This is a genomic window from Micromonospora costi (assembly GCF_003626655.1).
GTDB lineage: Bacteria > Actinomycetota > Actinomycetes > Mycobacteriales > Micromonosporaceae > Micromonospora > Micromonospora costi.
The window spans coordinates 1,961,374-1,985,849 of sequence record NZ_RBAN01000001.1 but is presented as its reverse complement, the minus strand read 5'-3'; the positions used below and the strand labels follow the sequence as shown (position 1 = coordinate 1,985,849).

The 24,476-nt window shown below is 73.4% G+C and carries 23 protein-coding genes; 13 read left to right on the top strand and 10 right to left on the bottom strand.

Going from position 1 to position 24,476, the window contains the following annotated elements; all coding sequences use genetic code 11:
* Positions 1-162 precede the first annotated feature (162 nt).
* From D7193_RS09020 to D7193_RS08990, 7 genes are all read left to right on the top strand, one after another.
* On the top strand, positions 163-1,533 hold the full coding sequence (locus D7193_RS09020; RefSeq protein ID WP_120778813.1) for an L-serine ammonia-lyase: 1,371 nt from the start codon (positions 163-165) through the stop codon (positions 1,531-1,533).
* A 69-nt stretch (positions 1,534-1,602) separates the two neighbouring features.
* Entirely contained in the window at positions 1,603-2,430 is an 828-nt protein-coding gene (locus D7193_RS09015; RefSeq protein ID WP_120778812.1) for an ABC transporter permease, read from the top strand.
* Between the two features lies 1 nt (position 2,431).
* Entirely contained in the window at positions 2,432-3,178 is a 747-nt protein-coding gene (locus D7193_RS09010; RefSeq protein WP_120778811.1) for an ABC transporter ATP-binding protein, read from the top strand.
* On the top strand, positions 3,175-5,235 hold the full coding sequence (locus tag D7193_RS09005; RefSeq protein WP_120778810.1) for a DUF5941 domain-containing protein: 2,061 nt from the start codon (positions 3,175-3,177) through the stop codon (positions 5,233-5,235). Before D7193_RS09010 ends, D7193_RS09005 begins: the two co-directional genes overlap by 4 nt.
* Positions 5,236-5,250: 15 nt before the next feature.
* A complete protein-coding gene (locus tag D7193_RS09000; protein ID WP_120778809.1) occupies positions 5,251-7,461 on the top strand; it encodes a bifunctional glycosyltransferase/CDP-glycerol:glycerophosphate glycerophosphotransferase in 2,211 nt (736 codons plus the stop codon).
* 192 nt (positions 7,462-7,653) lie between these two features.
* Positions 7,654-8,952 carry an ABC transporter ATP-binding protein gene (locus tag D7193_RS08995; RefSeq protein WP_120778808.1) on the top strand — a complete coding sequence of 433 codons (1,299 nt, stop codon included), beginning with the start codon at positions 7,654-7,656 and terminating at the stop codon, positions 8,950-8,952.
* Between the two features lie 69 nt (positions 8,953-9,021).
* Entirely contained in the window at positions 9,022-10,056 is a 1,035-nt protein-coding gene (locus D7193_RS08990) for a hypothetical protein (protein ID WP_120778807.1), read from the top strand.
* A 9-nt stretch (positions 10,057-10,065) separates the two neighbouring features.
* Here the strand turns inward: D7193_RS08990 and D7193_RS08985 are convergent, their stop codons facing one another.
* Complete coding sequence (locus D7193_RS08985; RefSeq protein ID WP_120778806.1) at positions 10,066-11,232, bottom strand: acyltransferase family protein; 1,167 nt, start codon at positions 11,230-11,232, stop codon at positions 10,066-10,068.
* A gap of 233 nt (positions 11,233-11,465) precedes the next feature.
* Between D7193_RS08985 and D7193_RS08980 the strand changes: the two genes are divergently transcribed.
* From D7193_RS08980 to D7193_RS08970, 3 genes are all read left to right on the top strand, one after another.
* Positions 11,466-11,930: a DUF4442 domain-containing protein gene (locus D7193_RS08980; protein WP_120778805.1), complete on the top strand. Its 465-nt coding sequence runs from the start codon at positions 11,466-11,468 to the stop codon at positions 11,928-11,930.
* A gap of 84 nt (positions 11,931-12,014) precedes the next feature.
* Positions 12,015-12,767, top strand: a complete 753-nt coding sequence (locus D7193_RS08975) for a beta-phosphoglucomutase family hydrolase (RefSeq protein ID WP_120778804.1) — start codon at positions 12,015-12,017, stop codon at positions 12,765-12,767.
* Positions 12,764-15,136 (top strand): glycoside hydrolase family 65 protein, encoded by a 2,373-nt coding sequence (locus D7193_RS08970; protein ID WP_120778803.1) that lies wholly within the window; start codon positions 12,764-12,766, stop codon positions 15,134-15,136. Before D7193_RS08975 ends, D7193_RS08970 begins: the two co-directional genes overlap by 4 nt.
* A 63-nt stretch (positions 15,137-15,199) precedes the next feature.
* On the opposite strand, the gene D7193_RS08965 is transcribed toward D7193_RS08970, so the two are convergent.
* Complete coding sequence (locus tag D7193_RS08965; RefSeq protein ID WP_120778802.1) at positions 15,200-15,400, bottom strand: hypothetical protein; 201 nt, start codon at positions 15,398-15,400, stop codon at positions 15,200-15,202.
* A gap of 167 nt (positions 15,401-15,567) precedes the next feature.
* Here D7193_RS08965 and D7193_RS08960 point away from each other — a divergent pair, with 167 nt between their 5' ends.
* Positions 15,568-16,221, top strand: a complete 654-nt coding sequence (locus D7193_RS08960; protein WP_120778801.1) for a dienelactone hydrolase family protein — start codon at positions 15,568-15,570, stop codon at positions 16,219-16,221.
* 9 nt (positions 16,222-16,230) lie between these two features.
* On the opposite strand, the gene D7193_RS08955 is transcribed toward D7193_RS08960, so the two are convergent.
* Positions 16,231-17,358: an AI-2E family transporter gene (locus D7193_RS08955; protein WP_241562858.1), complete on the bottom strand. Its 1,128-nt coding sequence runs from the start codon at positions 17,356-17,358 to the stop codon at positions 16,231-16,233.
* Between the two features lie 146 nt (positions 17,359-17,504).
* On the opposite strand from D7193_RS08955, the gene D7193_RS08950 reads away from it, so the two are divergent.
* The gene (locus D7193_RS08950) at positions 17,505-17,675 is read left to right on the top strand and encodes an antitoxin (RefSeq protein WP_377456420.1); all 171 of its coding nucleotides are present in this window, start codon (positions 17,505-17,507) and stop codon (positions 17,673-17,675) included.
* 305 nt (positions 17,676-17,980) lie between these two features.
* Positions 17,981-19,339 (top strand): FUSC family protein, encoded by a 1,359-nt coding sequence (locus D7193_RS08945; protein ID WP_120778799.1) that lies wholly within the window; start codon positions 17,981-17,983, stop codon positions 19,337-19,339.
* A gap of 17 nt (positions 19,340-19,356) precedes the next feature.
* Here the strand turns inward: D7193_RS08945 and D7193_RS08940 are convergent, their stop codons facing one another.
* From D7193_RS08940 to D7193_RS08910, 7 genes are all read right to left on the bottom strand, one after another.
* Positions 19,357-20,046: a C39 family peptidase gene (locus tag D7193_RS08940; protein ID WP_120778798.1), complete on the bottom strand. Its 690-nt coding sequence runs from the start codon at positions 20,044-20,046 to the stop codon at positions 19,357-19,359.
* A gap of 289 nt (positions 20,047-20,335) precedes the next feature.
* On the bottom strand, positions 20,336-20,743 hold the full coding sequence (locus tag D7193_RS08935) for a pyridoxamine 5'-phosphate oxidase family protein (protein ID WP_120778797.1): 408 nt from the start codon (positions 20,741-20,743) through the stop codon (positions 20,336-20,338).
* Between the two features lie 30 nt (positions 20,744-20,773).
* Positions 20,774-21,115, bottom strand: coding sequence for a DUF1232 domain-containing protein (locus D7193_RS08930; protein WP_120778796.1), 342 nt, complete (start codon positions 21,113-21,115; stop codon positions 20,774-20,776).
* A gap of 120 nt (positions 21,116-21,235) precedes the next feature.
* Positions 21,236-22,033: a hypothetical protein gene (locus D7193_RS08925; protein ID WP_120779365.1), complete on the bottom strand. Its 798-nt coding sequence runs from the start codon at positions 22,031-22,033 to the stop codon at positions 21,236-21,238.
* A 252-nt stretch (positions 22,034-22,285) separates the two neighbouring features.
* A complete protein-coding gene (locus D7193_RS08920; RefSeq protein WP_147434345.1) occupies positions 22,286-22,681 on the bottom strand; it encodes a hypothetical protein in 396 nt (131 codons plus the stop codon).
* A 146-nt stretch (positions 22,682-22,827) separates the two neighbouring features.
* Positions 22,828-24,096 carry a WXG100 family type VII secretion target gene (locus D7193_RS08915; protein WP_120778794.1) on the bottom strand — a complete coding sequence of 423 codons (1,269 nt, stop codon included), beginning with the start codon at positions 24,094-24,096 and terminating at the stop codon, positions 22,828-22,830.
* Positions 24,089-24,457 (bottom strand): hypothetical protein, encoded by a 369-nt coding sequence (locus tag D7193_RS08910; RefSeq protein ID WP_120778793.1) that lies wholly within the window; start codon positions 24,455-24,457, stop codon positions 24,089-24,091. The genes D7193_RS08915 and D7193_RS08910 overlap by 8 nt, the downstream gene beginning before the upstream one ends.
* Positions 24,458-24,476 lie beyond the last annotated feature (19 nt).

Genomic DNA, 24,476 nt, shown 5'->3' with positions numbered 1-24,476 from the left:
GCGGCCCGGGGCGGCAACCGGACCGCCGGGCGGTGCGTGACCTGGCCGGGTAGGCTCGCCGGTTGGGCACCCCACACCCCGGGGGCCCACCGGTCACCCGGACCCGGGCGACCACGAGGGGCCGTAACCCGTACGACGGGACGACGGCGAGGAAGAGCAGCCATGATCAGTGTTTTCGACCTCTTCAGCGTCGGTATCGGGCCGTCCAGCTCGCACACGGTGGGGCCGATGCGGGCCGCCCGTACGTTCGTGGGCGGGCTCAAGGCCGACGGGCTGCTCACCGCCACCGCCCGGGTGCAGGCCGAGCTGTTCGGCTCCCTCGGCGCCACGGGGCACGGCCACGGCAGCGACCGCGCCGTGCTGCTCGGGCTGACCGGCGAGGCGCCCGAGACCGTCGACACCGACGGCGTGGGGCCCCGGGTCGAGCGCATCCGCGCGGAACGCCGGATCGCGCTGCTCGACGCGCACGAGATCGACTTCGACCCCGACCGGGACCTGGTGCTGCACCGCCGCCGCTCGCTGCCGTACCACCCGAACGGGATGACCTTCGCGGCGTACGACGAGACGGGCGCCGTCCTGCGGACGCGTACGTACTACTCGGTGGGCGGCGGGTTCGTGGTCGACGAGGCGGCGGCCGGCGCGGACCGGATCGTCCCGGACACCACCCGCGTGCCCCACCCGTTCCTCACCGGAGCGGAGCTGCTCGAGGTCACCGCGGCCACCGGGCTGTCGATCAGCGAGGTGATGCTCGCCAACGAACTCTCCTGGCGCAGCGAGTCCGAGGTGCGCGCCGGCCTGCTGGAGATCTGGCGGGTGATGCGCGAGTGCGTCGAGCGGGGCTGCGAGCGGGACGGCGTGCTCCCCGGCGGTCTCAAGGTGCGCCGCCGGGCGGCCGAGCTGCGCCGCAGCCTGGAGGCCGAGGCGGGCAGCACCGACCCGCTGCGCGCGATGGACTGGGTGACCCTGTTCGCGCTGGCGGTCAACGAGGAGAACGCCGCGGGCGGCCGGGTGGTCACCGCACCCACCAACGGCGCGGCCGGGATCATCCCCGCCGTCCTGCACTACTACACCCGGTTCGTGCCGGGCGCGTCCGACGAGGGCGTGGTCCGCTTCCTGCTGGCGGCCGGCGCGATCGGCGTGCTGTTCAAGGAGAACGCGTCGATCTCCGGCGCCGAGGTGGGCTGCCAGGGCGAGGTGGGGTCGGCCTGCTCGATGGCGGCCGCGGGGCTGGCCGAGGCGCTGGGTGGCACCCCGGCGCAGGTCGAGAACGCCGCCGAGATCGGCATGGAGCACAACCTGGGGCTGACCTGCGACCCGGTCGGTGGCCTGGTGCAGATCCCCTGCATCGAGCGGAACGCGGTGGCTAGCATCAAGGCGATCACGGCCGCCCGGCTCGCGCTGCGCGGTGACGGGGTGCACGCCGTCTCGCTGGACAAGGTCATCAAGACCATGCGGGAGACCGGCGCGGACATGAAGGTCAAGTACAAGGAGACGGCACGCGGCGGTCTGGCCGTCAACGTGATCGAGTGCTGAGCGCGCCCGACTCGGAGCTTTCGTTCACCGACTGCTAACCTGTCGTCCGTTTGAAGGCGGGAGGCGGCGGTGACCTCTGGCGTCGCGGCGTTGTGGTCGCACCGCAACTCACTGCGCATCCTGGTCAGACGCGATCTCGCGGTGAAGTACCAGCAGTCCGTCCTCGGGTACGTCTGGTCGCTGATCGAGCCGCTGGGCATGGGCGCCATCTACTGGTTCGTCTTCGGCGTCCTCTACTCCCGTGACACGGGCCGCCACCTGGGCGAGGCGGCGCAGTCGTACCCCCTGTTCCTCATCACCGGGATCTTCGCCTGGATGTGGACGAGTTCGGCGCTGAGCGAGGCCACCAACGCGCTCACCGGCCAGTCCCGGCTCATCACCACGATGAACGTCCCGCGGCAGGTCTTCCCGATCGGCCGCGTCGCCGGGCGGTTCGCCGAGTACGCGGCCGGCCTGCCGATCCTCGCGGCCGTGGCGTTGACCTACACCCTGCACGGTCGGGTCCACCCGGGCTGGTCGCTGGTGGCCCTGCCGCTCGCCGTGGCCGTCCAGGGCACCCTGCTCATCGGGCTGTCCCTGCTGCTGTCCGCGTTCAACGTGCTGATGCGCGACGTCGAGCGGGTGATGCGGCTCGTCATCCGGGTGCTCTTCTACGCCACGCCGATCATCTACCCGCTGAGCCTCGTGCGGGATTCCGACCTGCCCGGCTGGCTGAAGGTCGCGTACGAGGTGAACCCGCTGGTCGGCATCTTCCAGCTGCACCACGCGATCTGGTACCCGGACGAGTTCCCCGACGCCCGGCTGCTCGCCACCACCGTCGCCGGGAGCGTGCTCGTGCTGGTCGTCGGGTGGTTGTCGTTCCGCCGGCTCGAACCCGCCGTGCTCAAGGAACTCTGAGATGGCCGACCCGATCATCGAGGCGGAGGGTCTGGGCATCCGGTTCGTCCGCAACCGGCGCCGCCAGCTGCGGCTGCGCGAGCTGTTCATCCACCGGGGCGGGCGCTCCGCGTCCTCGGGCCAGTTCTGGCCGCTGCGGGACGTGTCGTTCACCGTACGTCCGGGCGAGACGGTCGGCGTGATCGGCCGCAACGGCACCGGCAAGAGCACCCTGCTGCGGCTGATCGCCGGGGTGCTGATCCCCGACGAGGGGAGCATCCGGGTCCACGGCGACGTGGCCCCGCTGCTGGAGCTGTCCGCGGGCTTCTCCAACGACCTCACGGGACGGGAGAACCTGCACCTCGTCGGCGGCCTGCACGGCCTCTCGCCGGGCTACCTGAAGCGGCACTTCGACGACATCGTCTCGTTCGCCGGCGAGCAGGTGGAGCGGGCCATCGACACGTCGGTGCGCCACTACTCGTCCGGCATGAAGGTACGGCTCGGCTTCGCGATCATCTCCCACCTGCCGCACCCGATCCTGCTCATGGACGAGGTGACCGCGGTCGGGGACGCGGAGTTCCGGAAGAAGTGTTATGCGACGATCGACCGTCTGCTCGGGGAGGGGCGCACTCTGGTGCTGGTGTCACACAACGAAAAGGACCTGACCCGGTTCTGCCGTCGCGGGCTGTTCCTCGACGGGGGCCGGCTGACCCTCGACGGCACCATCGCCGAGGCGCTGGACGCGTACCACAACGCGGTCCCGCGGTGACGCTCGCGATCGTGCTCGCCGGCGGCAGCGCCGCGGCGGGCCTGCCCACCCGTACCAGCGGGACGCTCGCCGACCGGCTGGCCGCGCAGTGCCGGCTCGCCGGCGCGGACGAGGTCCGGTTCGCCGCCGACCTCGACGAGCTGGCCGCACTGGTCGACCTCGCCACCGGCCCGGTGCTGGTGACCGGCGCGGACCTGGTCGCGCACGGCGCCGTGCTCCGCCACCTCGCCACCAGCCCGGTCGGGCCCACGGTGGCGCTGGTGCTCACCGACCCGCCCGGTGCCGGCCAAACGGTGGTACGCGAGGAGCGGGGCCAGGTGGTCGAGGCGGGTCCCGCGCAGACGCTGAACGGGGACGCCACTGGTGTCTTCGGCGGGGCCCTGCGGGTCGGCGCCGACGACCTGCCGTCGCTCGCCGCCGCCGCCCGCGCCGTCGCGGCCGGAACCGTGCTGCCGGCGGTCCCGGCGGCCACGCCGGAGACACCGGCCGCGCCAGCGACGCCGGCCGCGTCACAGACGTCGGCCGGACCGGCGAGCGACGTGGACCGGCTCTTCGCCGGCCTCGCGCTGCTCGGCACGCTGGTCTTCGCCCAACGTGTACGCCTGCTGGTCGCGCACCGGGTCGGCGACGTCGCGGAGCTGGCCGCCGCCGAGGCGGCCGTGGACGCGGTGAACGAGGACCGGGCCGAGCTGCGCCTGTCGGTGAAGGAGCGGGACGACTTCTTCTCGACCTACTGCGTGAGCACCTGGTCGCCGTACCTGGTCCGGGTCGCGGCCCGGCTCGGGCTCGGCCCCTCCACGGTCACCATGATCTCGATCCTGTTCGCGGTGGGCGCCGCCGCGCTCTTCGCCGTCGGTGGCGGCCGGCCGGCGCTGGTGGCCGGCGCGGTGCTGCTCTACCTCGGCTTCGTGCTGGACTGCGTGGACGGGCAGCTTGCCCGGTACACGCGGAACTTCAGCGCCTGGGGCGGCTGGCTCGACACCATGGCCGACCGGGCCAAGGAGTACGTGGTCTACGCCGGCCTGGGCTACGGCGCCACGCAGGCCGGTCACCGCTACGGCTGGGCGCTCGCGATCGCCGCCATGACCCTCCAGACGGTCCGCCACATGACCGACACCTGGTACGGGGTGCTGCACGACGAGGCGGCGCGCCGGCCCCGCCCGGCCGGCGCGGGCGGGGGTGGCATCGGCGACCGGCTGAACGCCGCCTCGACGCGGGTGCAGGCCGACACGGGCTCGCTGTCGTACTGGCTGAAGCGGACGGTGGTCTTCCCCATCGGGGAGCGGTGGGCGCTGGTCGCGCTGACCGTGGCGCTGTTCAACCCGCTGGTCAGCCTGATCGCGGTGCTGGTCTGGGGCACGCTGGCGTTCGCGTACACGGGCGCGCTCCGTACGCTGCGGGCGCGCTGGATGTGGGTGCCGGTGCTCGACACCGTGGATGCCACGCTGCACCGTGACGACGGTCCGCTGGCCGCCCGGTCGCCGGTGGTACGTCCCATGGGGCCGCTGACCCTCGCGGTGATCGGGGCGCTCGGGCCGGCCGCGCTCCTGGCCCTGGCGCTGGCCGCCGTGCGATCCGAGGGCACGGCCGACGGCCTGCGGTGGCTGCTGCCGGTGGCGCTGCTGGTGCTGCTGCTCGGCGGGCTGGGCGCGGGCGCCGCGCACAACGGCCCGCTGGACTGGCTGGTGCCGGCCGCGTTGCGCGCCGGTGAGTACCTGTTCGCCATCGCGGTGGGCGTGGTCGGGGACGTGCCACCCTGGCTGATCTTCGGGTACGTCTTCCTGCTCACGGTGCACCACTACGACCTCACGGCCCGGCTGGAGAAGCGGCAGGCGGCGCCGCCGCTGCACGCCGCCACGCTCGGCTGGGACGGGCGCTCGGTGCTGCTGTGCCTGGCGGCAATTGTCGGGTTCGCAGGTATCGGGATGGCTACACTCGGTTCGTACCTTCTCGTGGTTTTCGTGGCGAGCGTCGTCCTGGCGTGGGTCGTCCTGCCGGCCCGCGCGGCGCGGGCGTCGGCGCTGCCGGTGCGGACGGGGGGCGGCGCGCCGGGCTGACGGAGGGACGGCCGGATGACTCTGATCAGCTTCGTCGTACCGGCCTTCCGAGTGCAGGGATACCTGCGCGAGTGCCTCGACTCGATCCTCGGCCAGCCGTTCACCGACCTGGAGGTCATCGGCGTCGACGACTGCTCGCCGGACGACAGCGGCGAGATCTTCGACGAGTACGCGGCACGTGACCGGCGGGTGCGCCCGATCCGGCTCGGCGAGAACGTCGGGCTCGGTCCGGCCCGCAACGTGGGGCTGGACCGGACCACCGGCGAGTACGTCTGGTTCGTCGACGGTGACGACTGGCTGGCGCCGGACTGCCTGGCGGCGGTCGCCGAGCGGCTGCAGGCCACCCGGCCCGACGTGCTGCTGGTCGACCACGTCCGGACGCACTGGAACGACACGGCCACCCGCAGCGCCATGCGGGAGGTGTTTCCGGAGCCGCCCGGGGAGGACACGTTCCGGCTGCGGGACCGGCCGGAGGCGATGCGGCTGCTGCACACCGCGTGGAACCGGGTGGTGCGCCGGCAGTTCCTGCTCGACCTCGGGCTGCGTTTCGAACCCGGCTGGTACGAGGACGTGCCGTTCAGCTATCCGGTGCTCATGGCGGCCGACCGGATCGGCGTGCTCGACCGGGTCTGCGTCAACTACCGGCAGCGACGCACCGGGGCGATCACCCGGACCCGGGGCGAGCGGCACTTCGAGGTCTTCCCGCAGTGGCACCGGGTGTTCCAGCTCATGGACCGGTGGGGGCCGCGGGTCGACGAGCTGCGTCCCGCGGTCTTCGAGCGGATGATCTGGCACTACCTGACGGTGCTGGGCAACGGGCAGCGGATCGCGCCCGAGCTGCGTCCGGCGTTCTTCGCGCAGATCACCGCCGACTACGCCCGATGGTTGCCGCCGGACGGCTACCCGGCCCCGCCCGGCGTGGAGGGCCTCAAGCACCGGCTGGTGGCCGGCGGCCGGTGGCGGACGTTCAGCGCGCTGCGCACCGCCAACCGGGCCCGCGACGCGGCGCGGCGCTCGGCGCGTACCGCCCGACGCCGGGTGGCCCCGGTGGCCCGCCGCAACGCCCGACGGGCGCGGGACGTGCTGCTGCGCGAGTACTATCGGGCCGAACTGCACCGCCCGCTCGACCCGACGCTCGCCGTCTACGCCGCGTACTGGTACCGGGGGTACTCCTGCAACCCGGCCGCGATCTACGAGGCCGCCCGGCGGCTCGCCCCGGAAATCCGGGGCGTGTGGATCGTGCGGCGCGACCGGGTCGACAGCCTGCCGCCGGGCGTCGAGTACGTGGTGGCCGGCACCCCGGGCTACTACCGGATGCTGGCCCGGGCCCGCTGGCTGGTCAACAACGTGAACTACCCGGACTTCGTCCGTAAGCGGCCGGGCTCGGTGCACGTGCAGACCCACCACGGGACCCCGGTGAAGGTGATGGGGCTCGACCAGCAGCGGTACCCGATCGGCGCCGGGCGGATGGACTTCGCGGGTCTGCTGCGGCGGGTGGACCGCTGGGACTACAGCATCACCTCGAACGGCTTCTCCACCCAGATGTGGGACCGGGCGTACCCGGCCGCGTACACCACGCTGGAGATCGGCTACCCGCGCAACGACCGGCTGGTCACCGCCACCCCCGAGGAGGTGCGGCGGCTGCGCGCGGAACTCGGCATCGGGCTCGCCGAGCTGGTGGTGCTGTACGCGCCGACGCACCGGGAGCACCTGCCCACGTACCGGCCACCGTTCGACCCGGACCGTTTCGTCGAGGCGCTCGGCCCCACGGGCCGGCTGCTGATGCGCAGCCACTACTTCCACGACCGGGACCGGCGCCCGCGCCCGTCCGTGGACCGGGACCGGGTGCGGGACGTGAGCGCCCACCAGCGGGTGGAGGACCTGTACCTGGCCGCCGACGTGCTGGTCACCGACTACTCGTCGGCCATGTTCGACTACGCGGTCCTGGACCGTCCGATCGTCATCTACGCGCCGGACTGGGAGGCGTACCGGCTGGCGCGTGGCGTCTACTTCGACGTCACGGCTGAGCCGCCGGGCGCGGTCGCCATGACCTTCCCCGACCTGCTCGACGTGTTCTCCGGCGGCGAGTTCCGGTCGGAGGCCGCCACGAAGGCACGCCAGCAGTTCCGGGCCCGGTTCTGCGGGCTCGACGACGGGCACGCCGCCGAGCGGGTGGTCCGCCAGGTCTTCCTCGGCGAGCCGGCCCCGCCGCGCACGGGCTGCTGACGGGCCGCGCCGGCGCCAGCGCACCCTCCGTCACGGGCCACGGACGGACGAGCGAGGCCGCATCGCCCGGGCTCGATGGGGTGTAACAGGGCCGTCACCCAGCGAACATGGCACGTTTACCCGATGTGCCGACGGCATGATCCTGGTCACAGTCATTCGGGGTTCGGCCGGACGAGCTGGGGGAGGTGGCGGGTGACCACCGTCGCGCTCAAGGATGTCACCAAGGTCTTCAAGGACGGCACAGTCGCCGTCGACAGCGTCAACCTCGACGTCTCCGACGGCGAGTTCATGGTGCTGCTGGGCCCGTCCGGCTGCGGAAAGTCGACCGTGCTGCGGATGGTCGCCGGGCTGGAGGACCCGACCCAGGGAGCCGTGCTGCTCGACGGCGAGCTGGCCAACGACCTGTCGCCACGCGACCGGAAGATCGCCATGGTCTTCCAGGACTTCGCGCTCTACCCGCACATGTCGGTCGGTGACAACATCGCCTTCCCGCTGCGGCTCGCGGGGGTGGAGCCGGAGCCCCGCGGTGAGCGGGTCAGCGACGTGGCCAGCGCGCTGGGCATCGGCGACGTGCTCGCCCGCAAGCCCAGCCAGCTCTCGGGCGGGCAGCGCCAGCGGGTCGCCATGGGACGCGCCATCGTCCGCCGGCCCGGGCTGTTCCTCATGGACGAGCCGCTGTCCAACCTGGACAGCGGCCTGCGTGCCGAGCTGCGCGCGGAGATCTCCGGACTGACCCGCGAGCTGGGCGTCACCACCATCTACGTCACGCACGACCAGGCCGAGGCGCTCACCATGGCCGACCGGGTCGCCATCATGCGCCGCGGCGTCCTCCAGGACGTCGGCACACCCACCCAGGTGTACGGGCGACCCGCCACCCTCTACGTGGCCGCCTTCCTGGGCAGCCCGCGGATGAACCTGCTGGAGGCGTCGGTCTACGTCCACCTCGACCGGTACGTCACGCTCACCCTCGGCGAGCAGGCGCTCTACCTGCCGTGGGACGACATCCGCAGCCGGGCCGTGGCGCACTACCACGGCGAACGGATCGTGGTCGGGATGCGGGCCGAGGCGCTCACGCCGGTGAGCCCGGACAGCCCCGGCGACGTGCTCCACGGCCGGATCCGCTACCTGGAGCACCACGGGCACGAGTCGCTGGCGTTCCTCGACATCGGGGCGACGGCGATCGTCGTCGACGAGATGGGCAGCCGGGGTGACGCCACGGAGGCCGGCCAGCGTGGCCTGCGCCGCTTCGGCCAGGTGATGCAGCGGCTGGCCGGCAAGCCGGTGGACGCCCCGGAGCCGGCGGTGGGCCGGGCACGGACCAGCGTGCTGCCCGACCCCGGCCGACACCACCGGCGTCCGGCCGAGCTTGCCGTACGCCTCGCCCCGTACCCGACGGTCGCCGCCGGTCACCCGCTGTCGATCCGGGTGCGGATGGACGCGCTGCACTTCTTCGACGAGCGGGGCGACCGCATCGACGTGGGGTGGCGATGAGCCCTCCGGGTGCCCTACGGTCGGCGCACCATCGAGGAACTTCACCGTCCATGAGAGAGAGGTGCGCCCGTGTCGGGTGACCGTCCGAACCAGCTCGTCATCGAGCGCATCCTGCGCGACCGCCAGGGAATCTGGCAGCAGATCGTCGCCGAGCGGGACCTGAACGGGCTGACCGGCGGGATGCTGGCCACGTCGGCCATCGCGCTGGCCTGCTACGGCGCGGTCCTCGGCTCGTTCCACAGCGTGCTCATGGCGCTCACCTCGGCGGTCAAGCTGCCGCTGCTCTTCCTCGTGACGCTGGCCATCTGCCTGCCCACGCTCTACCTGTTCAACCTGGTCTTCGGGGCCCGGCTGTCGGTGCGCCAGTCGCTCGCGATGGTCATGGTGGCGATCACGGTCACCGCGATGCTGGCCCTCGCGTTCGCCCCGATCAGCCTCTTCTTCCGCATCACCGCACCCGACTACGGGTTCTTCAAGCTGCTCAACGTGGCGATCCTGACCCTGTCGGCGATCGTCGGGCTGCGCTTCCTGACCGGCGGCATGCAGGTGCTCAACGAGCACGGCCTGCTCGCCCCCGCGCAGCCCGCCGAGGCGGCCGGAACGACCAGCGCCGCGCCCGCGTCCGTGGCCGGCGCGCCGGCCTCGGCCGCGGCGCCGGCCCCGACCGCCGTGGCGGCCTCGTCGGCGCCGGCCGCGCCGGTCGTGGCCGCCGCCGCGAACGGCGGAACGCCGGCCGCGCAGGGCGGGTCCACGACCGTCACCGAGGTCGCCCCGGCAACTCCCGCCCCGGCAGCCCTCGCCCCAGCGGTGCCCGCGCAGCCCGTGCCGGCCCTGGTCGGCGTGCCGCCGGCCGGGTTCCCGCCCGGCTACCCGGGCGGGTACCGCCCGTGGACCACCCCGCCGGCCCGCCGGGGCGAGCCGGGTCAGCGCCCGGCGAGCATGACCCTGCTCTACATCTGGATCCTGCTCTTCGGGTTCGTGGGCACCCAGCTCGCGTGGACCCTGCGCCCGTTCTTCGGCGACCCGGGGCAGGACTTCAGCCTGTTCCGCAGCATCGACGGCAACTTCTACGCGGAGATCCTGCGCACGATCGCCAACCTCTGACCGCGCACGTCACGCCACGGGCACGGGCGCCGGCGTCGCCGCCGGTACCCGGGCCCGCAGGCGACGGTTGACGAATCGTTGAGCAGGGCGCTCCCACAGGAAGTGGCATGCGGCCGCGACCGCGGTGACGACGGCGACGAGGAGCGCCGTCTTGACGGCGTACGCGACGAAGGCGTCGTCCGCCCACGACTCCGACCCGAGCGCCTGCATGAGTGGCCGGTGCACGAGGTAGAAGGCGAACGACACCTCGCCGAGGAAGACGAGGGGCCGGGCGCTGAGGAAGCGGCTGAGCAGCGACCGCGGGTAACGGCCGAGGCCGAAGAAGAGAACCGCCGCGGGAACGACCCACATGGCGTCGTAGCTCGCGTAGAAACGGGCACGCCCCGGCCAGGCCATCAGCAGCAGCGTGGCGGCGAGCGGCAGCCAGGTCAGCATCGGCGACATCACCCGTTCGGGGACGGCCGAGGCGGGCCGGGACCGCAGGGCGTGGCGCAGCAACAGCGCCCCGATCATGCCGATCGTGAAGTCACCGAGCCGGGTGACGGGCGTCCGGTAGAGCCACCGGTGCGCGCTGTACGGGTTGGTGGCGGCCAGGCCGTAGCGGAACAGGTGGAACAGCGCCGCCGCGGCGAAGAGCAGGACCACGAGGGACACCGCCACGGCGAGGAGCGCCCGGACGTTCCCGGCGATCGGCCGCAACGCCAGCGCGAGGAGCGGGAAGCAGGCGTAGAGGAAGAACTCGACGCCGATCGACCAGGCCGGCGGGTTGATCCCGTAGGTGAGGGAGAGGGACGGGTACCAGGACTGCACGGCGAAGACCTGGACGACGAACCGGGACACGTAGGAGGCGTCGTCGAGGGCCAGCCAGACGACGACGAGGACGAGCAGATACAGCGGATAGACCCGGGCGAGCCGGCCGAGCAGGTAGTTCCAGGTGCCGTGGAGGGTCGGTCGGGCCGCCGCGTCGAAATAGTTCAACGCGATGACGAACCCGGACAACAGGAAAAAGAACGTGACGCCGTTGCTGCCGGCTCCCATGATCCGTACGACGGGACCCGGAAGCGATTCGTGTGGTACGGAATGGTGCAGGAAAACTGCCAGTGCGGCGAACCATCGCAAGCCGGTCAGGGCGGGGATGTGCAGCCTGGGAGCGTGATCCAGCGGCGTCGACGTCATTCGTCCCTCCAGTTCCGCGCCAGGCTATAGCACTCCGGAATGGGGTCCGCCCCCTCCTCTCGGCAATGGAATTGCGGTGGATGACGGCTGCGATTCCTGATGTTCGCCGACAATTCACCGAATGGGACTGGCCGGCGCGCGCATTCGGCATCGTCTTCGCTTCCGGCCTTCGTCGGCCTCGGGCACGCTTACCGTCCCTTGCCCGGGAAGTTACCCGCGAGTAGCGTCTGGTCATGTCCATCGACTCACGCCAGGTGGCGGCCGGGATGCTCGAGGCCGTGCCGTTCGCCCGTACGCTCGGCTTCGAGTTCGTCGAGATCGCACCGGAGGCCGACGGTGGCGTCCGGGCGGTCGTCCGGCTGCCCGACTCGCCGGCCACCCACAACCACGTCGCCGGCCCGCACGCCGGCGCCATGTTCACCCTCGGCGAGACCGCTTCCGGCGCGGTCGTGCTGGCCGCCTTCGGGCATCTGCTCGACCGCGCGGTGCCGCTGGCCGTGCGGGCGGACATCGCGTACCGCAAGCTGGCCCGCGGCGCGGTCCTGGCCACCGCGCGGCTCGCGCGCCCCGCGCGCGAGGTGACCGCCGAGCTGGAGGCCGGCCGGCGGCCCGAGTTCCCGGTCGTGGTCGAGATCGCCACCGAGGACGGGACGCCGACGTCGGAGATGACCGTGATCTGGACGTTGCGCCCGCAGTGACACCGCCCCGGGCGGAAACGCCCGACTCGGCCCGGGCGGGCGGAAACGGGTTTGTCGGCCCGATCGGGTGGATAGATTCGTACCGTGCTGGGCCTACCTGCTCACGTGATCGCGTGTCTCTTCGACCTCGACGGCGTGCTGACGCAGACCGCCCGCGTGCACAATGCGGCCTGGACCGAGACGTTCGACGCGTACCTGCGCCAACACGCGGCGGCCACCGGCCAGCCGTACCGGCCGTTCGACCCCGGCCCGGACTACAACCGGTACGTCGACGGCCGACCGCGCGCGGACGGCGTACGGACGTTCCTGGCGTCCCGGGGGATCGTGCTGCCGGAGGGCTCCCCGGACGACCCGCCCGACGCGGAAACCGTCAACGGGGTGGGCAACCGTAAGAACGTCCTGCTGCTGGAGCGGCTGCGCACCCAGGGTGTCGACGTCTACCCGGGCTCGGTGGCCTACCTGAAGGCGGCCGCCGCGGCCGGGCTGCGCCGAGCCGTCGTCACGGCCAGCGCCAACGGCCGGGAGGTCGTGGCCGCGGCCGGCCTGGAACCGCTGATCGAGGCCCGGGTGGACGGGCTCGTCGCCCGCGCCGAGGGCCTGCGCGGAAAACCGAACCCGGACACGTTTCTCGCCGGGGCGCGGCTGCTGGGCGTCGACCCGTCCCAGGCCGCGGTCTTCGAGGACGCGCTCTCCGGCGTGGCCGCCGGCCGGGCCGGCGCCTTCGGGTACGTGGTCGGGGTCGACCGGGTGGGCCAGGCGGACGAGCTGCGGGCGAGCGGCGCCGACGTGGTGGTCCGCGACCTGGCGGAGCTGCTGGACGAAGGGCGTGCCGCATGATCAGGGAACGGTCCTATCCGGTCGATCCCTGGCACGTGCGGGAGATCCGGCTGGACATGGACGTGCTGGCCCAGTCCGAGTCGGTGTTCGCCCTCTCCAACGGGCACATCGGGCTGCGGGGCAACCTGGACGAGGGCGAGCCGCACGGCCTGCCGGGCACGTACCTGAACTCGTTCTACGAGCTGCGCCCGCTGCCGTACGCCGAGGCCGGCTTCGGTTTCCCCGAGTCCGGCCAGACCATCGTCAACGTGACCAACGGCAAGCTGATCCGGCTGCTGGTGGACGACGAGCCGCTCGACGTGCGCTACGGCGAGCTGCTCTCCCACGAGCGGATCCTCGACCTCCGCGCCGGCACCCTGCACCGCGAGCTGCACTGGCGCTCGCCGGCCGGGCGCGAGGTCAAGGTGCGCAGCACCCGGCTCGTGTCGTTCACCCAGCGCGCGGTCGCCGCCGTGAACTACGAGGTCGAGGCCGTCGACGGCCCGATGCGGCTGATCGTGCAGTCCGAACTGGTGGCGAACGAGTCGCTGCCGGCCCAGAGCCGGGACCCGCGGGTGGCGGCGGTGCTGGAGTCGCCGTTGCAGGCCGAGGAGGAACTCACCACCGAGGACGGCGGGCTGCTCATCCACCGGACGAAGGTCTCCGGTCTGCGCGTGGCCGCCGCCATGGAACACGAGGTGCACGGCCCGGAGCACGCGAGCGTCGAGTCCGAGGGGTACGAGGACTGGGTGCGTACCACCATCGGCTGCGTGCTGAAGCCGGGCCAGACGCTGCGGGTGGTGAAGTACCTGACGTACGGCTGGTCCAGCCGGCGTTCCCTGCCGGCGCTGCGCGACCAGGTCGGCGCCGCGCTGGCCGCCGCGCGGCTGGACGGCTGGGACGGGCTCTGCCGCGAGCAGCGCTCCTATCTCGACGAGTTTTGGGAAGCCGCCGACGTCCGGGTCGAGGGCGACCCGGAGGTGCAGCAGGCCGTCCGCTTCGGTCTCTTCCACGTGCTCCAGGCCGGCGCCCGGGCGGAGCGGCGGCCCATCTCGGCGAAGGGCCTGACCGGCCCGGGATACGACGGGCACGCGTTCTGGGACACCGAGATGTTCGTGCTGCCGGTGCTCACGTACACGCAACCGAGCGCGGTCCGTAACGCGCTCTACTGGCGGTACGCGACGCTGGACCAGGCCCGGGAGCGCGCGCAGACGCTCAACCTCAAGGGCGCCGCGTTCCCGTGGCGGACGATCGAGGGGCCGGAGTCGTCCGGCTACTGGCCAGCGGGCACGGCGGCGTTCCACATCGCCGCGGACATCGCCGACGCGCTGCGCCGGTACGTCCTGGTGAGCGGGGACACCGAGCTGGAGCGGGAGATCGGTCTGGAACTGCTGGTGGAGACTGCCCGGCTGTGGCGTTCCATCGGCCACCACGACCGGCACGGGCGGTTCCACATCGACGGGGTGACCGGCCCCGACGAGTACACCGCCGTGAAGAACGACAACATCTACACCAACCTGATGGCGCAGCGGAACCTGCTGACCGCCGCCGACGCGGTGATGCGCTACCGGGACGAGTCGCTGCGCCTGGGTGTCACGGACGAGGAGGCGGCGAGCTGGCGGGACGCGGCGACGGCCATGCACATGCCGTACGACGAGGAGATCGACGTCCACCAGCAGGTGGAGGGGTTCACCCGACTCCAGGAGTGGGACTTCGTGAACACCCCGGCGGAGAAGTACCCGCTCCTGCTGCACTACCCGTACTTCGAGCTGTACCGCAAGCAGGTGGTCAAGCAGGCGGACCTGGTGCTGGCCATGCACTGGCGGGGGGACGCGTTCACCCCCGATGAGAAGGTCCGCAACTTCCTCTACTACGAGCGGCGGACGGTGCGGGACTCGTCGCTGTCGGCCTGCACCCAGGCAGTGCTCGCCGCCGAGGTGGGTCACCCGGAGCTGGCGCACACCTACCTGCGCGAGGCCGCCCTCATGGATCTGCACGACCTCAACGAGAACACCCGTGACGGCGTGCACATGGCCTCGCTCGCCGGCGCCTGGATCGCCCTCGTGGCCGGGCTCGGCGGTCTCCGCGACCACGAGGGCACGTTGTCGTTCGCGCCGCGCCTGTCCAGCCGCCTGAGCCGCCTGGAGTTCTCGCTCCAGTGGCGTGGCCGGCACCTCCGGGTCGACGTCCGGCCGCACCAGACGACGTACGCGTTGCGGCACGCCGACCCCGACGACGTCGTCGAGGTACGGCACCACGACGAGACCATCCGGATCACCTGCGACGAGCCGGTGACCGTCCCGGTGCCACCGGCACACCCCTCCGGCCCCGCACCGGAGCAACCGCCCGGGCGGTCCCCCCTGCTGCGGCTGCCCGAGCGGGAGCCGTGACGGCCTGACGCACGCGATCGGGGCGGGCCCTCGCCCGCCCCGACCGGTGTGCCGGTGTCGCCGTCAGAAGCGCTCGCCCGTGGACGGGCGGCCCTCGGCGTCGCGGGGCGCCATCGTCCGCGGATCGTCGGCGGTACGCGCGTGGGCGACTTCGTCCGCCCAGTCCTTGTTCCGTTCGGCGCTCCGGAGCCGGCGATCCTCCTCGGACCTCTGCTCGCGCCGGGACGCCTGCTGCTGCCGGGACGTCTGCCGCTGCTGGGCCATGATGATCCTCGCGATCCGTCGGGGCGCGGTTGCGCCGACACGGTCTGCGGTCGCGTGTCGCCTACCCGGGCGTACCGGCGGCAAACGCGTCGGACGCGTGCGACGGGCCGGCCGGGGTAAGCCGTCCGTCGCCGGCCGCGGCGGCCGGTGGGGCGGAGGTCACGGAGATGGACGTACGGAGCAGCGAGGTGAAGATTCCGGTCGGGGAGGCGGTGCTCGCGGCCGACCTGGTCCTCCCCACCGACCCGGTCGGCGTGGTGCTCTTCGCACACGGCAGCGGCAGCTCCCGGCACAGCCCCCGGAACACGGCGGTGGCCCGCGTGCTCAACCGGCAGGCGCTGGGCACCGTGCTGGTCGACCTGCTCACCCCGGCCGAGGAGCAGGTGGACCTCCGGACGGCGGAACTCCGCTTCGACATCGGGTTGCTCTCCGACCGGCTGGCCGCGATCGTCGACTGGCTGGTCGAGGAGCCGTCGACGCGGGGGCTGCCGATCGGGCTCTTCGGCGCGAGCACCGGTGCCGCCGCGGCCCTGGTCAGCGCCGCGTACCGGCCGGAGCAGGTGCGCGCCGTGGTGTCCCGGGGCGGGCGGCCGGACCTGGCGGGCCCTTCTCTGGCCGGGGTGCGCGCCCCGACACTGCTGCTGGTGGGCGGCCTCGACGAGGAGGTCATCGCGCTCAACGAGCAGGCGCGCCGGGCCCTGCTCGGCCAGGTGGAGCTGCACGTGGTGCCCGGCGCCACCCACCTGTTCGAGGAGCCGGGCAAGCTCGACCAGGTGGCGGACGAGGCGGCCTCCTGGTTCGCCACCCACCTCCGCAGCTGACGCCCGCCGTCACCCCGCCGGGGCGGTCGGGTCGGTATGGCGGCGACGGCGCTGGACGGTGTCGACGACCCGCCAGGTGACGGCGGCGAGCGGCACCGACACGAACGCCCCGGCGATGCCGGCCACGAACGTTCCGGCGGCCACCACGATCAGGAGCACGGCCGGATGCAGCCGGACCTGCCGCTTCATGATCAGCGGATCGAGCACGTTTCCCTCGAGCTGCTGCACGGCGATGACCGCAGCCAGCAGGAGCAGCGCGGTGACCGGCCCCTTTGCGGCCAGCGCCACCAGGACCGCCACGATGCCCGCGACGGTGGCGCCGATGATCGGTATGAACGCCCCGATGAAGGTGATCAGCACGAGCGGCAGCGCGAGGGGGACCCGGAGCAGCACCAGCGCCAGCCCGATCCCGAGCGCGTCACTCGCCGCGATCATCAGGGTGCCCCGGCTGTAGGCCCCGAGGGTGCGCCAACCCGCCCGGCCGGCCTCGGCCACGACCTCCCGGTTCGGGCCGGTCATGCGGGTCAGCACCCAGCCCCACATCCACCGGCCGTCCTTGAGCAGGAAGAAGAGCAGCACCAGCGAGAGCAGGGCGGCGCCGAACGCCTCGGTGAGCGTCCGGGCCCCCGCCACCAGGTCGAACTTGCTACGCCCGAGGGTCTTGCGGACCTCGCCGACCACCCGGTCGATCTGCTGGTCGTTCACCGGCAGGACGGCCGTCACGAGCTCCCGGGTGTTGGCGAGACCCCGGGTCAGCTCGTGGCGCAGCGCGCCGAACTGCCCCGCCGTCAGGTTCCAGGCCAGCACCAGGACCCCGGCGAGGACGCCGACCAGCAGCAGCATGCTGAGCAGGGCGGCGAGCGACGGAGGCAGTCGCCACCGGCGCAGCAACCGCAGCACCGGGTCGAGCAGCGCGGCCAGGAAGAGGGCGACGGCCACCGCGATGGCCACCGGCGCGAGCACTCCGGTGATCCGCGCCAGCACGTACAGCCCCGCCACGATGACCACGAGGCAGGCGCTCCACAGGACGGCCGAGCGGACCAGCCACGGCAGGGCCGCCCAGGCGTGCCGCAGGCTGTTCGCGCCCCCGTTCGGGGCCGCCCGACCGGGCGAACGCCCCGTACCGTCCTCGTCCACCGTGGGCCTCCTCGCGAGTCGCCCGGTGGTACCCGGACAGGTGCTTTCGACACCCCGTGTCCGTGGTCGACCGGCGTTTGCGCTCGGGGAGCCAGGGAACGCGAAAGGACCGACCCACACCAGAGGAGGACGACGTGGGCGACTTCATGGACAAGGCGAAGGACTTCGCGGACAAGCACGACAAGCAGGTCGACCAGGGGCTGGAGAAGGGCGGCGAGATGGCCGACCGACGCACCGGCGGCAAGCACGAGGAGCAGATCGACAAGGGCGTCGACCGGGCGCAGGCGCGTACCGGCGGCGGCGACCAGGTGCGCTGAGCTCTCCCGGGCCGCCGCGTGCCACGGCGGCGGCCCGGATCGTCCTGTCCGGACGGAGACGTCCGCCTCAGTGCCGCTGCTCACGCAGCTCCGCCGTCGACGTGGGACGGCCCGCGAGCGCGTCACACATCCGGTCCACCAGGCCGGTGCCGGGAGCCAGCAGCCTGTTCGTGGGCGCTCGCCCGTCTCGGCGAACCGGGCAGGGTCGGCAATCGCCCGACGCGGGCCGAACCGGCATGCCAGGCAATGGGGCCGGGCCGTTGGACGACCACGATTCACCCGCTCCGGGTGGGGTAACCGCCGCCATGGCCGAGGAGCGTCCCACCGACGTACCCGACCGCTCGGCGCTCGGCGCGGCCGCCGAGCGGAGCGGGAAGCAGGTGGCGCACGCCCGCCGCCTCGGTGGCGAGGCGAGCCGGGTACGTCTGCGCCAGCTTGAGGTCACCCTCGTGATCGCCGTGCAGGCGGGACTGGCCTCCGCGCTGGCCGCCCTCATCGCCACGCACTTCCTCGGGCCCGGCGCGCACGTCTTCGCCCCGGCTGCCGCGGTCGCCACCATCGCCACGGCGATCGGCCAGCGCGCCCGGCGGACGTTCGAACTGCTCGGCGGGGTGGGACTCGGCATCGTGATCGGGGATCTGCTGCGTTTCGCGCTCGGCAACGGGCCCTGGCAGACGGGCCTGGTGGTCGGCCTGGCGATCGCCATCGCGCTGATCGTGGCCGGGCGCGGCGGCGCGCTCGTGGGTCAGGCCGGTGGTACCGCCGTCCTGATCTCGACGCTGGCTCCGATGGAGCGTGGGCTCGAGCTGCCACGGATCTTCGACGCCCTCGTGGGCGGCAGCGTGGGCATGCTGGTCGTCGTCCTGCTGCTGCCTGTCAACCCGTTGCGGGTGCTGGACCGGGCCGCGACGCCGATCGTCACTGCCCTCGCCGACCAGACCGACGAGATCGCCGCCTCGCTGCGGCAGCGGGACTCCGACCGGGCCATCCGGACGCTGGACAAACTGCGCGGGCTTGAACCGGACCTCGGCCGGCTGAACGAGACGCTCAGCGGCGCCGAGGAGGTGGTGACTCTGGCGCCGGCGCGGTGGCACCGCCGTGCGCAGTTCCACCGGTACGCCCGCGCGATCCAGCACTTCGAGCGACTGGTGCTGGACGTGCGGGTGATGGCCCGGCGGGCGTCGACGGCGATCCAGTACCGGGAGCGCATCCCCGACGAACTGCCCGCCGCGTTCGCGCGGCTCGCCCACGCGGTGCGGCAGATGCACCGGGACTGCAGGCTGGGGGATGTGCCGGACCGTACGCGGCAGCTCACGCTGGAGGCGGGCGAACTGGCCGGTCGTGCCTGGGCGGAGGGCGTCGACTCGTTCGGCGACTCACTGGTCACGGACCTCCGGTCGGGCGCCAGCGACCTGCTCCGCGCGATCGGGCACGAGCCGGAGGAGGCGAACCGCCTGGTGCGTACGGCGGCGGGCGCCGGCCAGCGGGCCGTCCGGCCGCCCGCGTACCAGCGGTTGCACCGGGCCAGCCGGCAGAAGTTCTCCGCCGGCCCGGAGGGGCGGATGCGTCGCGCCGCCCTGCGGGCCAGCCTCCGCAGCCGCTCCGGCCGGGCCCGGGCGAGACGACGGGCCGGGCTCCCTCAGCGAGGGGGCCCGGCCCGGTGATGCGGTCGATCAGCGGCTCACGAGGAGTAGCCGCGCTCCGCGATCCAGTTCGCGACCTTGCCGACGGGCATCCAGTACTCGCCGTCGGTCGGGTCGGCCGGGTCGGCGATCTGGATCAGGTCTCCGCCGTCGCGGTAGCCGACGAGGGTCACGTAGTGCCCACCCTCGTACGAGTGCGGGTTGCCGTTGGTGTCGACGGCGGTGCCCTTGACGTTGGCCACCACCGGCCGGCCGTCGTCCAGCGCCTTCAGCACGTTCGTCCGCAGCTCGTCGACCTGCTCCGGCTTGGCCACCGAATCACGGATCTCGGTGGTCTTGTACTTCCCGCCGGTCAGCTCGTTGAGCACCCGCGTGGTGTCCAGGGCGGACGGGGTGCCAGCCTCCGTGGTGCCCAGCAGCGCCGCGACGTCGTCCTGCGAGAGCGCCTTGCCCTGCGCCGACAGCGCGATCCGGGTCGCGGCCGGGCCGCAGTAGAAGAAGTTCGGCTGGGCCTGGTACTCGACGCCCACCTGGCGCTCGGCGCGCCGGTCGTGCGGGGCGCCCTTGTCGGCCTTGTCCGCCTTGTTGGCCTTGTCGGCCTGGTTGGACGTCGTCGGGCCGGTCTGGGCCGGCGCGGCCTGTGCGGCCACCGCGGGACCCAGCGCGCACCCGCCGGCGACCAGCAGGCCGGCGACGGACAGGCCGCTCTTGTGAAGGATGTGGTTCATCGGTCGGGCTCCAATCGGGGGGTTGTCGCCTCCGCGGAGGCGCAAGCACCGGGACAGGCGCTCGGCACAATCGAGAAGCGACGCCCGGGCGGACGTGCGCCGGGCGTACCAGGGTCGTAACTGCCCTGCGTCGGCCGGCATTCCGCCGCTCGTGGCCCGGGTGTGGGCGCCGCGAACAGGTGCAACGGCGGGAGGGGCAGCGGGATTCCGGGAAGCCGGCGCCCGGGGCGGGCGACTCGGTCAGCGGTCGGCCGCGCAGTTCCCGGAACCGGTCAGGCGGTACAGACCGTTAGAGGGTGCCCAGCACCCGCGTGACGTGGATCTCGATGACGACCCGCTCGGGGTTCGGCCGTGGCGTGCGGTACCGCTCGGCGTACCGCCGCTCGGCCTCCGCCACGGCGGCCGGATCCCGCCGGACGACCGCCCGGCCCTCGATCGTGAGCCAGCGGCGGCCGTCGACCTGGCAGACCGCCACGGGGGCGCCCTGGGGGCCGGCGGCGGCCACGTGGCGGGCCTTGCGGGACGCGGCGGAGGTGATCACGCGGGCCACGGCCGCCCCGGGGTCCAGGGTCACCCCGACGGGCACCACGTGCGGGGTGCCGTCCGCGCGCAGCGTGGTGAGCGTGGCGAGGTGCCGTTCCCGGCAGAACGTCACGACCCGCTCGTCACGTACGTCCCACGCGTGCGTTCCCGGCATGTCCGTCCCCCGTCTCCCGTCGCGGAGCGATCATGGCACGGGCCGGCGGGTACGCCCCGCCTGCGGGGGCGTGCCCGGCTGGCCGGGAAGCCGGCGCGCCGCCGCGCGGTGCCGGTGGACCAGCCGGGTGAGGTAGATGAGCGCCGCCGTGAGGACGCCCATGTCGTCCAGGTAGATCGGGTCGGGCAGCAGGTCGACCGGGAAGATCGTGTAGATCAGGGCGCCGTAGAGGGCCACCTTGCCGCTCGCGCCGAGCGCCGTGAGCATGCGGTGCGTGCGGACCAGCTTGACCGCGAGCAGCACGGCGCCGACCAGCGTGGCGAGCAGCACGACGCCGGCGATCACCACGAGGATCCACGCTTCCCGGGACATGCGGTCACGCTAACCCAGGCGGGCCAGACGCGCCCCGGCAGCGCGCGGACTCGTCCCGCGCGGCCGGGGCAGCGTCGGTGCGGGCGTCGCCGGGGACGGTGAGCGTGGCCGGCGGTCCGATCAGTACGCCGGGACGGCGGCCCGGCCGCGCGCCACGATCACGTTCTCTCGCGTCTGCTGCTCCACCGGCCGCACCACCTCGCTGAGCGGCAGCACCGACGGTGACTCCTCGATCCGCCGGCCCGTCGCCGCGAACGCCTCGTCCCGGAGGCTGCGCGCCGCCGCCGCGGCCGTCTCGGCGGCCCGCCACGCCGCCTGCTCCCGCTCCCGGGCGGCCTGCTGCCGGGCGAACAGGTTGTCCCGTACGGCCCGGCGCAGCACCAGTTCCTGCTCCACCGGGTGCAGCCGCGGGTCCCAGCCGTTGCGGTGCGCGAAGACGTCGCTCAGCTGGTCCACCGACAGTTCCCGCCGGAAGTACGCGTCCAGCGCCGCCCGGTGCAGGAAACGCTCACGGTCGACGTACTCGGCCGGCGTGCGGGCGGTACGCGGCAGCGGCATCGCCGCGGCGGCGCCCAGCCGGCGTACGTCCGCCTCGGCCGCCTCGTACGCCTGCCACGCCGTCTCGACCGCCTCCTGCGCGGCCAGCCACTCCTCCCGCCGGCGTTGGGCGGTCGCCGTGGCCCGCTCCGCGGCCACCGCGACCTCCTCCGCGTACCGGGTCCGTTCCCGCTCCTCCCGGGCGAGTTCGAGCCGGGTCGGCATGGCCGCGCGCCGGATCCGCACGGCGGCGTCGGTGGCGAGCCGGCCCGGTCGTAGCAGCAGGACGGCGACGGTGGCGCCCACCACGGCGAGCAGGCCCAGCCAGATCATGGCGGCCCGGGGCACGTCGAGCAGGACGGCGGAGAGGACGGTCTGCATCATCTGCACCTCGTGGTCAGTTGTCGGGAATGGACGAATTGACCCGTTGACGGGCGGAGACGGTGGTGAGGGCCGGAGGCGGGGCTTCGTCAGCCGTCGCCGTGCGCTCCCAGGGGAACGGCGGGACCGGGAACGGTCGAACCGGCCCGGGCGCGGCCACCCGGGGGCCGGACAGGCCGGCGGGCGGGGCGGGACCGGGGCGGTCGGAGCCGGGCGGCCGGTCCGGTGGACCGGGACGGGGTGGCCCTCGGGTCAGGCGAGGGGCGGGCCGCGGCGGCCCGGCGTACGACCGCCCGGATCAGCGGGGGTGACGGCCTCGACGGGCGTCGTGGCGGTGCCGGCGGCGACCGGGGCGGAGCCGCCGCGTCGCACCGGACGGTGTGTGGCGGGGGCGGGTCGCTCGGCCGCCGAGGCGTCCACGCCGGCGGAGACGGCCGGTGCGACGTCGGGCCGGAGCGCGCCGGACCCGGTGGCCAGGGCACTCGCGGAGAGCTGCGGAGGGGCGCCCGGGTGCGCGCCGGCCGGTGCGGCGGTCGCGCCGCCGAGGCCCACCGTGAGCGCGAGCGCGGCGACCGCCAGACGGGTCAGCTCACGCAGGGAACGCAGCGCGGCCCGCCACACGGGGCGGGGGGACGCTACGGACAGCACGGGACCAACCTATCGTCCGTGGCGATCGGCCGCAGCCGGGCGGCGGACGACAGCGACGTGACGATGCCCACCCGACCGATGTGGACGGACGACGACGGCCCACCCGGAACCGCTTCCGGATGGGCCGTCGCCAGGTGGTCGTCGGATCAGTCGGTCGTGCCCAGCACCGGGGGAGCGCCGTCACGGCCGTCGCCCCAGACCATCTCGTCCTCGGTCAGCCAGGTGAGGCGCTCGTCGGACTCGTCCTCGTCGTGCTGACCGCGCCCGCCGAGCACGCCGGGCCGGTTTCCGACGGGGCCGCGCCCACGGCCCGCGGTGGCCGCGCGGTTCGCCTCGCCGCGCCGGCCGTCCACGCTCCGACCCACCCCGCTGGCCGCGCGATTGTCGGCGGGGGCGGTGCCACCGGGCGACCGGGGCGGCGGCGTCGGGCTGCCGCCCGCGGAACTGGCGAGCGCGCCGGTGGCGATCAGGCCACCCGTCGCCGCGATGCCGGCCGTGCCGGGGAACAGGCCCCCGCCGGAGGTGCCGGCGCCGGCGGTGCCACCGATGCCCAGAGCGTTCGGGCCGGTGCCGGCCGGGACCGCCCCACCGGTCAGCGGATCGGCGCCCGCGAGGGAGGTGCCGCCTCCGGTGCCCGTGACGCCCGGCGTGGTCACCGTGACGCTCCCGTCGGTGCCCGTCGTGCCCGACCCGTCGCCGCCGTGGCCACTGGTGGGCCCGGTGCCGACCCCGCCGGGGGTGCGGATCGTCTCGCCGCCCGTGTGCGGGCCGAGGCCGGTGCTGTGGGGCGCCGCCGTCGGCGTGCCGACGTGCGGCCCGCTGCGGGTGGTCGGCCCGCTGCCGTCCACCGTGCCCGGGGTGTCCGGGTCGGGCGGCGGGGGCGTGACGACCCGCCCGTAGGCGGAGAGGTCGTAGCCCGCCGCCAGCTCGGCCACCACGTTGACCATGCGCTGGTGTGCCTTCTGCTGCTCTTCCTTGTCCTGCTGGTGGCCGAGCAGACCACCGACCACCGCGCCCGGCACGCCGAAGACCGCCGCGCCCTTGAGCGCGCCCGAGACCGCCTGGTCGTGGTCGTCGGTCTCCTCCGGGCTCTCCGCCTGCTTCTGGGCCGTACGGAGCTGGCCGGACATCATGGTGAGCGCCTGCTTGACGTCGGCCATGCCCTCGCCGAGCGTGCCCGCGTAGTCGACGATCAGCGTGAGCCGGCGCTGGAACTCCTGGCCGGCCGAGCCCGTCCAGGTGTGTGCGAGCTTCTCAAGGTCGCCGCTCAGGTCGCGGCCCAGGGCGTCGACGATGCCCTTGAGGGCCGACCACTGGGCGGCCACGCCGTCGATCTGCCCGGGCTTGCCCGCCATCACGGCGTCGTAGAGCTCCTGGTGGCTCGCGCCCTGGTAGCGCTGGGTGTACTCAGACACGCGGCTTCCCCTCCGGATCGAGAGCCTCGTTGACCCCGGTGAGCACGGACGCGATGTCGGTGGCGCTGGCGGCGTTGCGCGCCTCGGTGGTCCGGTAGTTGGCGAGGATCGTGCTGGTCGCCTTCTGTGCCGCCTTCACCGCCTGCTCGAGCCGCTGAGCCTGCTCCACGTAGGACTGGTGGATCTCGGAGTATCGGCGGGCGTTGCTGGTCGCGTCGGCGAACGTGCCCAGCGCCGGAGGCGTGCACTGCATCTCGGTGTTGAGCTTGCGCAGCAGCGACTCGGCCTGGGTCAGCCGGTCGGCCAACCGCGAGTGGAAGTCCTCAAGGGACAGAAGATCGACTTCCGTGCGCCCGGTCATGGCAACATCCCCGTAGTGC

Bases quoted from the DNA above. Each gene is read 5' to 3' on its own strand.
- D7193_RS09020 (WP_120778813.1), top strand. From the start codon at position 163: ATGATCAGTGTTTTCGACCTCTTCAGCGTCGGTATCGGGCCGTCCAGC.
- D7193_RS09010 (WP_120778811.1), top strand. From the start codon at position 2,432: ATGGCCGACCCGATCATCGAGGCGGAGGGTCTGGGCATCCGGTTCGTC.
- D7193_RS09000 (WP_120778809.1), top strand. From the start codon at position 5,251: ATGACTCTGATCAGCTTCGTCGTACCGGCCTTCCGAGTGCAGGGATAC.
- D7193_RS08985 (WP_120778806.1), bottom strand. From the start codon at position 11,232: ATGACGTCGACGCCGCTGGATCACGCTCCCAGGCTGCACATCCCCGCC.
- D7193_RS08980 (WP_120778805.1), top strand. From the start codon at position 11,466: ATGTCCATCGACTCACGCCAGGTGGCGGCCGGGATGCTCGAGGCCGTG.
- D7193_RS08970 (WP_120778803.1), top strand. From the start codon at position 12,764: ATGATCAGGGAACGGTCCTATCCGGTCGATCCCTGGCACGTGCGGGAG.
- D7193_RS08965 (WP_120778802.1), bottom strand. From the start codon at position 15,400: ATGGCCCAGCAGCGGCAGACGTCCCGGCAGCAGCAGGCGTCCCGGCGC.
- D7193_RS08960 (WP_120778801.1), top strand. From the start codon at position 15,568: ATGGACGTACGGAGCAGCGAGGTGAAGATTCCGGTCGGGGAGGCGGTG.
- D7193_RS08950 (WP_377456420.1), top strand. From the start codon at position 17,505: ATGGACAAGGCGAAGGACTTCGCGGACAAGCACGACAAGCAGGTCGAC.
- D7193_RS08945 (WP_120778799.1), top strand. From the start codon at position 17,981: ATGGCCGAGGAGCGTCCCACCGACGTACCCGACCGCTCGGCGCTCGGC.
- D7193_RS08940 (WP_120778798.1), bottom strand. From the start codon at position 20,046: ATGAACCACATCCTTCACAAGAGCGGCCTGTCCGTCGCCGGCCTGCTG.
- D7193_RS08935 (WP_120778797.1), bottom strand. From the start codon at position 20,743: ATGCCGGGAACGCACGCGTGGGACGTACGTGACGAGCGGGTCGTGACG.
- D7193_RS08930 (WP_120778796.1), bottom strand. From the start codon at position 21,115: ATGTCCCGGGAAGCGTGGATCCTCGTGGTGATCGCCGGCGTCGTGCTG.
- D7193_RS08925 (WP_120779365.1), bottom strand. From the start codon at position 22,033: ATGCAGACCGTCCTCTCCGCCGTCCTGCTCGACGTGCCCCGGGCCGCC.
- D7193_RS08910 (WP_120778793.1), bottom strand. From the start codon at position 24,457: ATGACCGGGCGCACGGAAGTCGATCTTCTGTCCCTTGAGGACTTCCAC.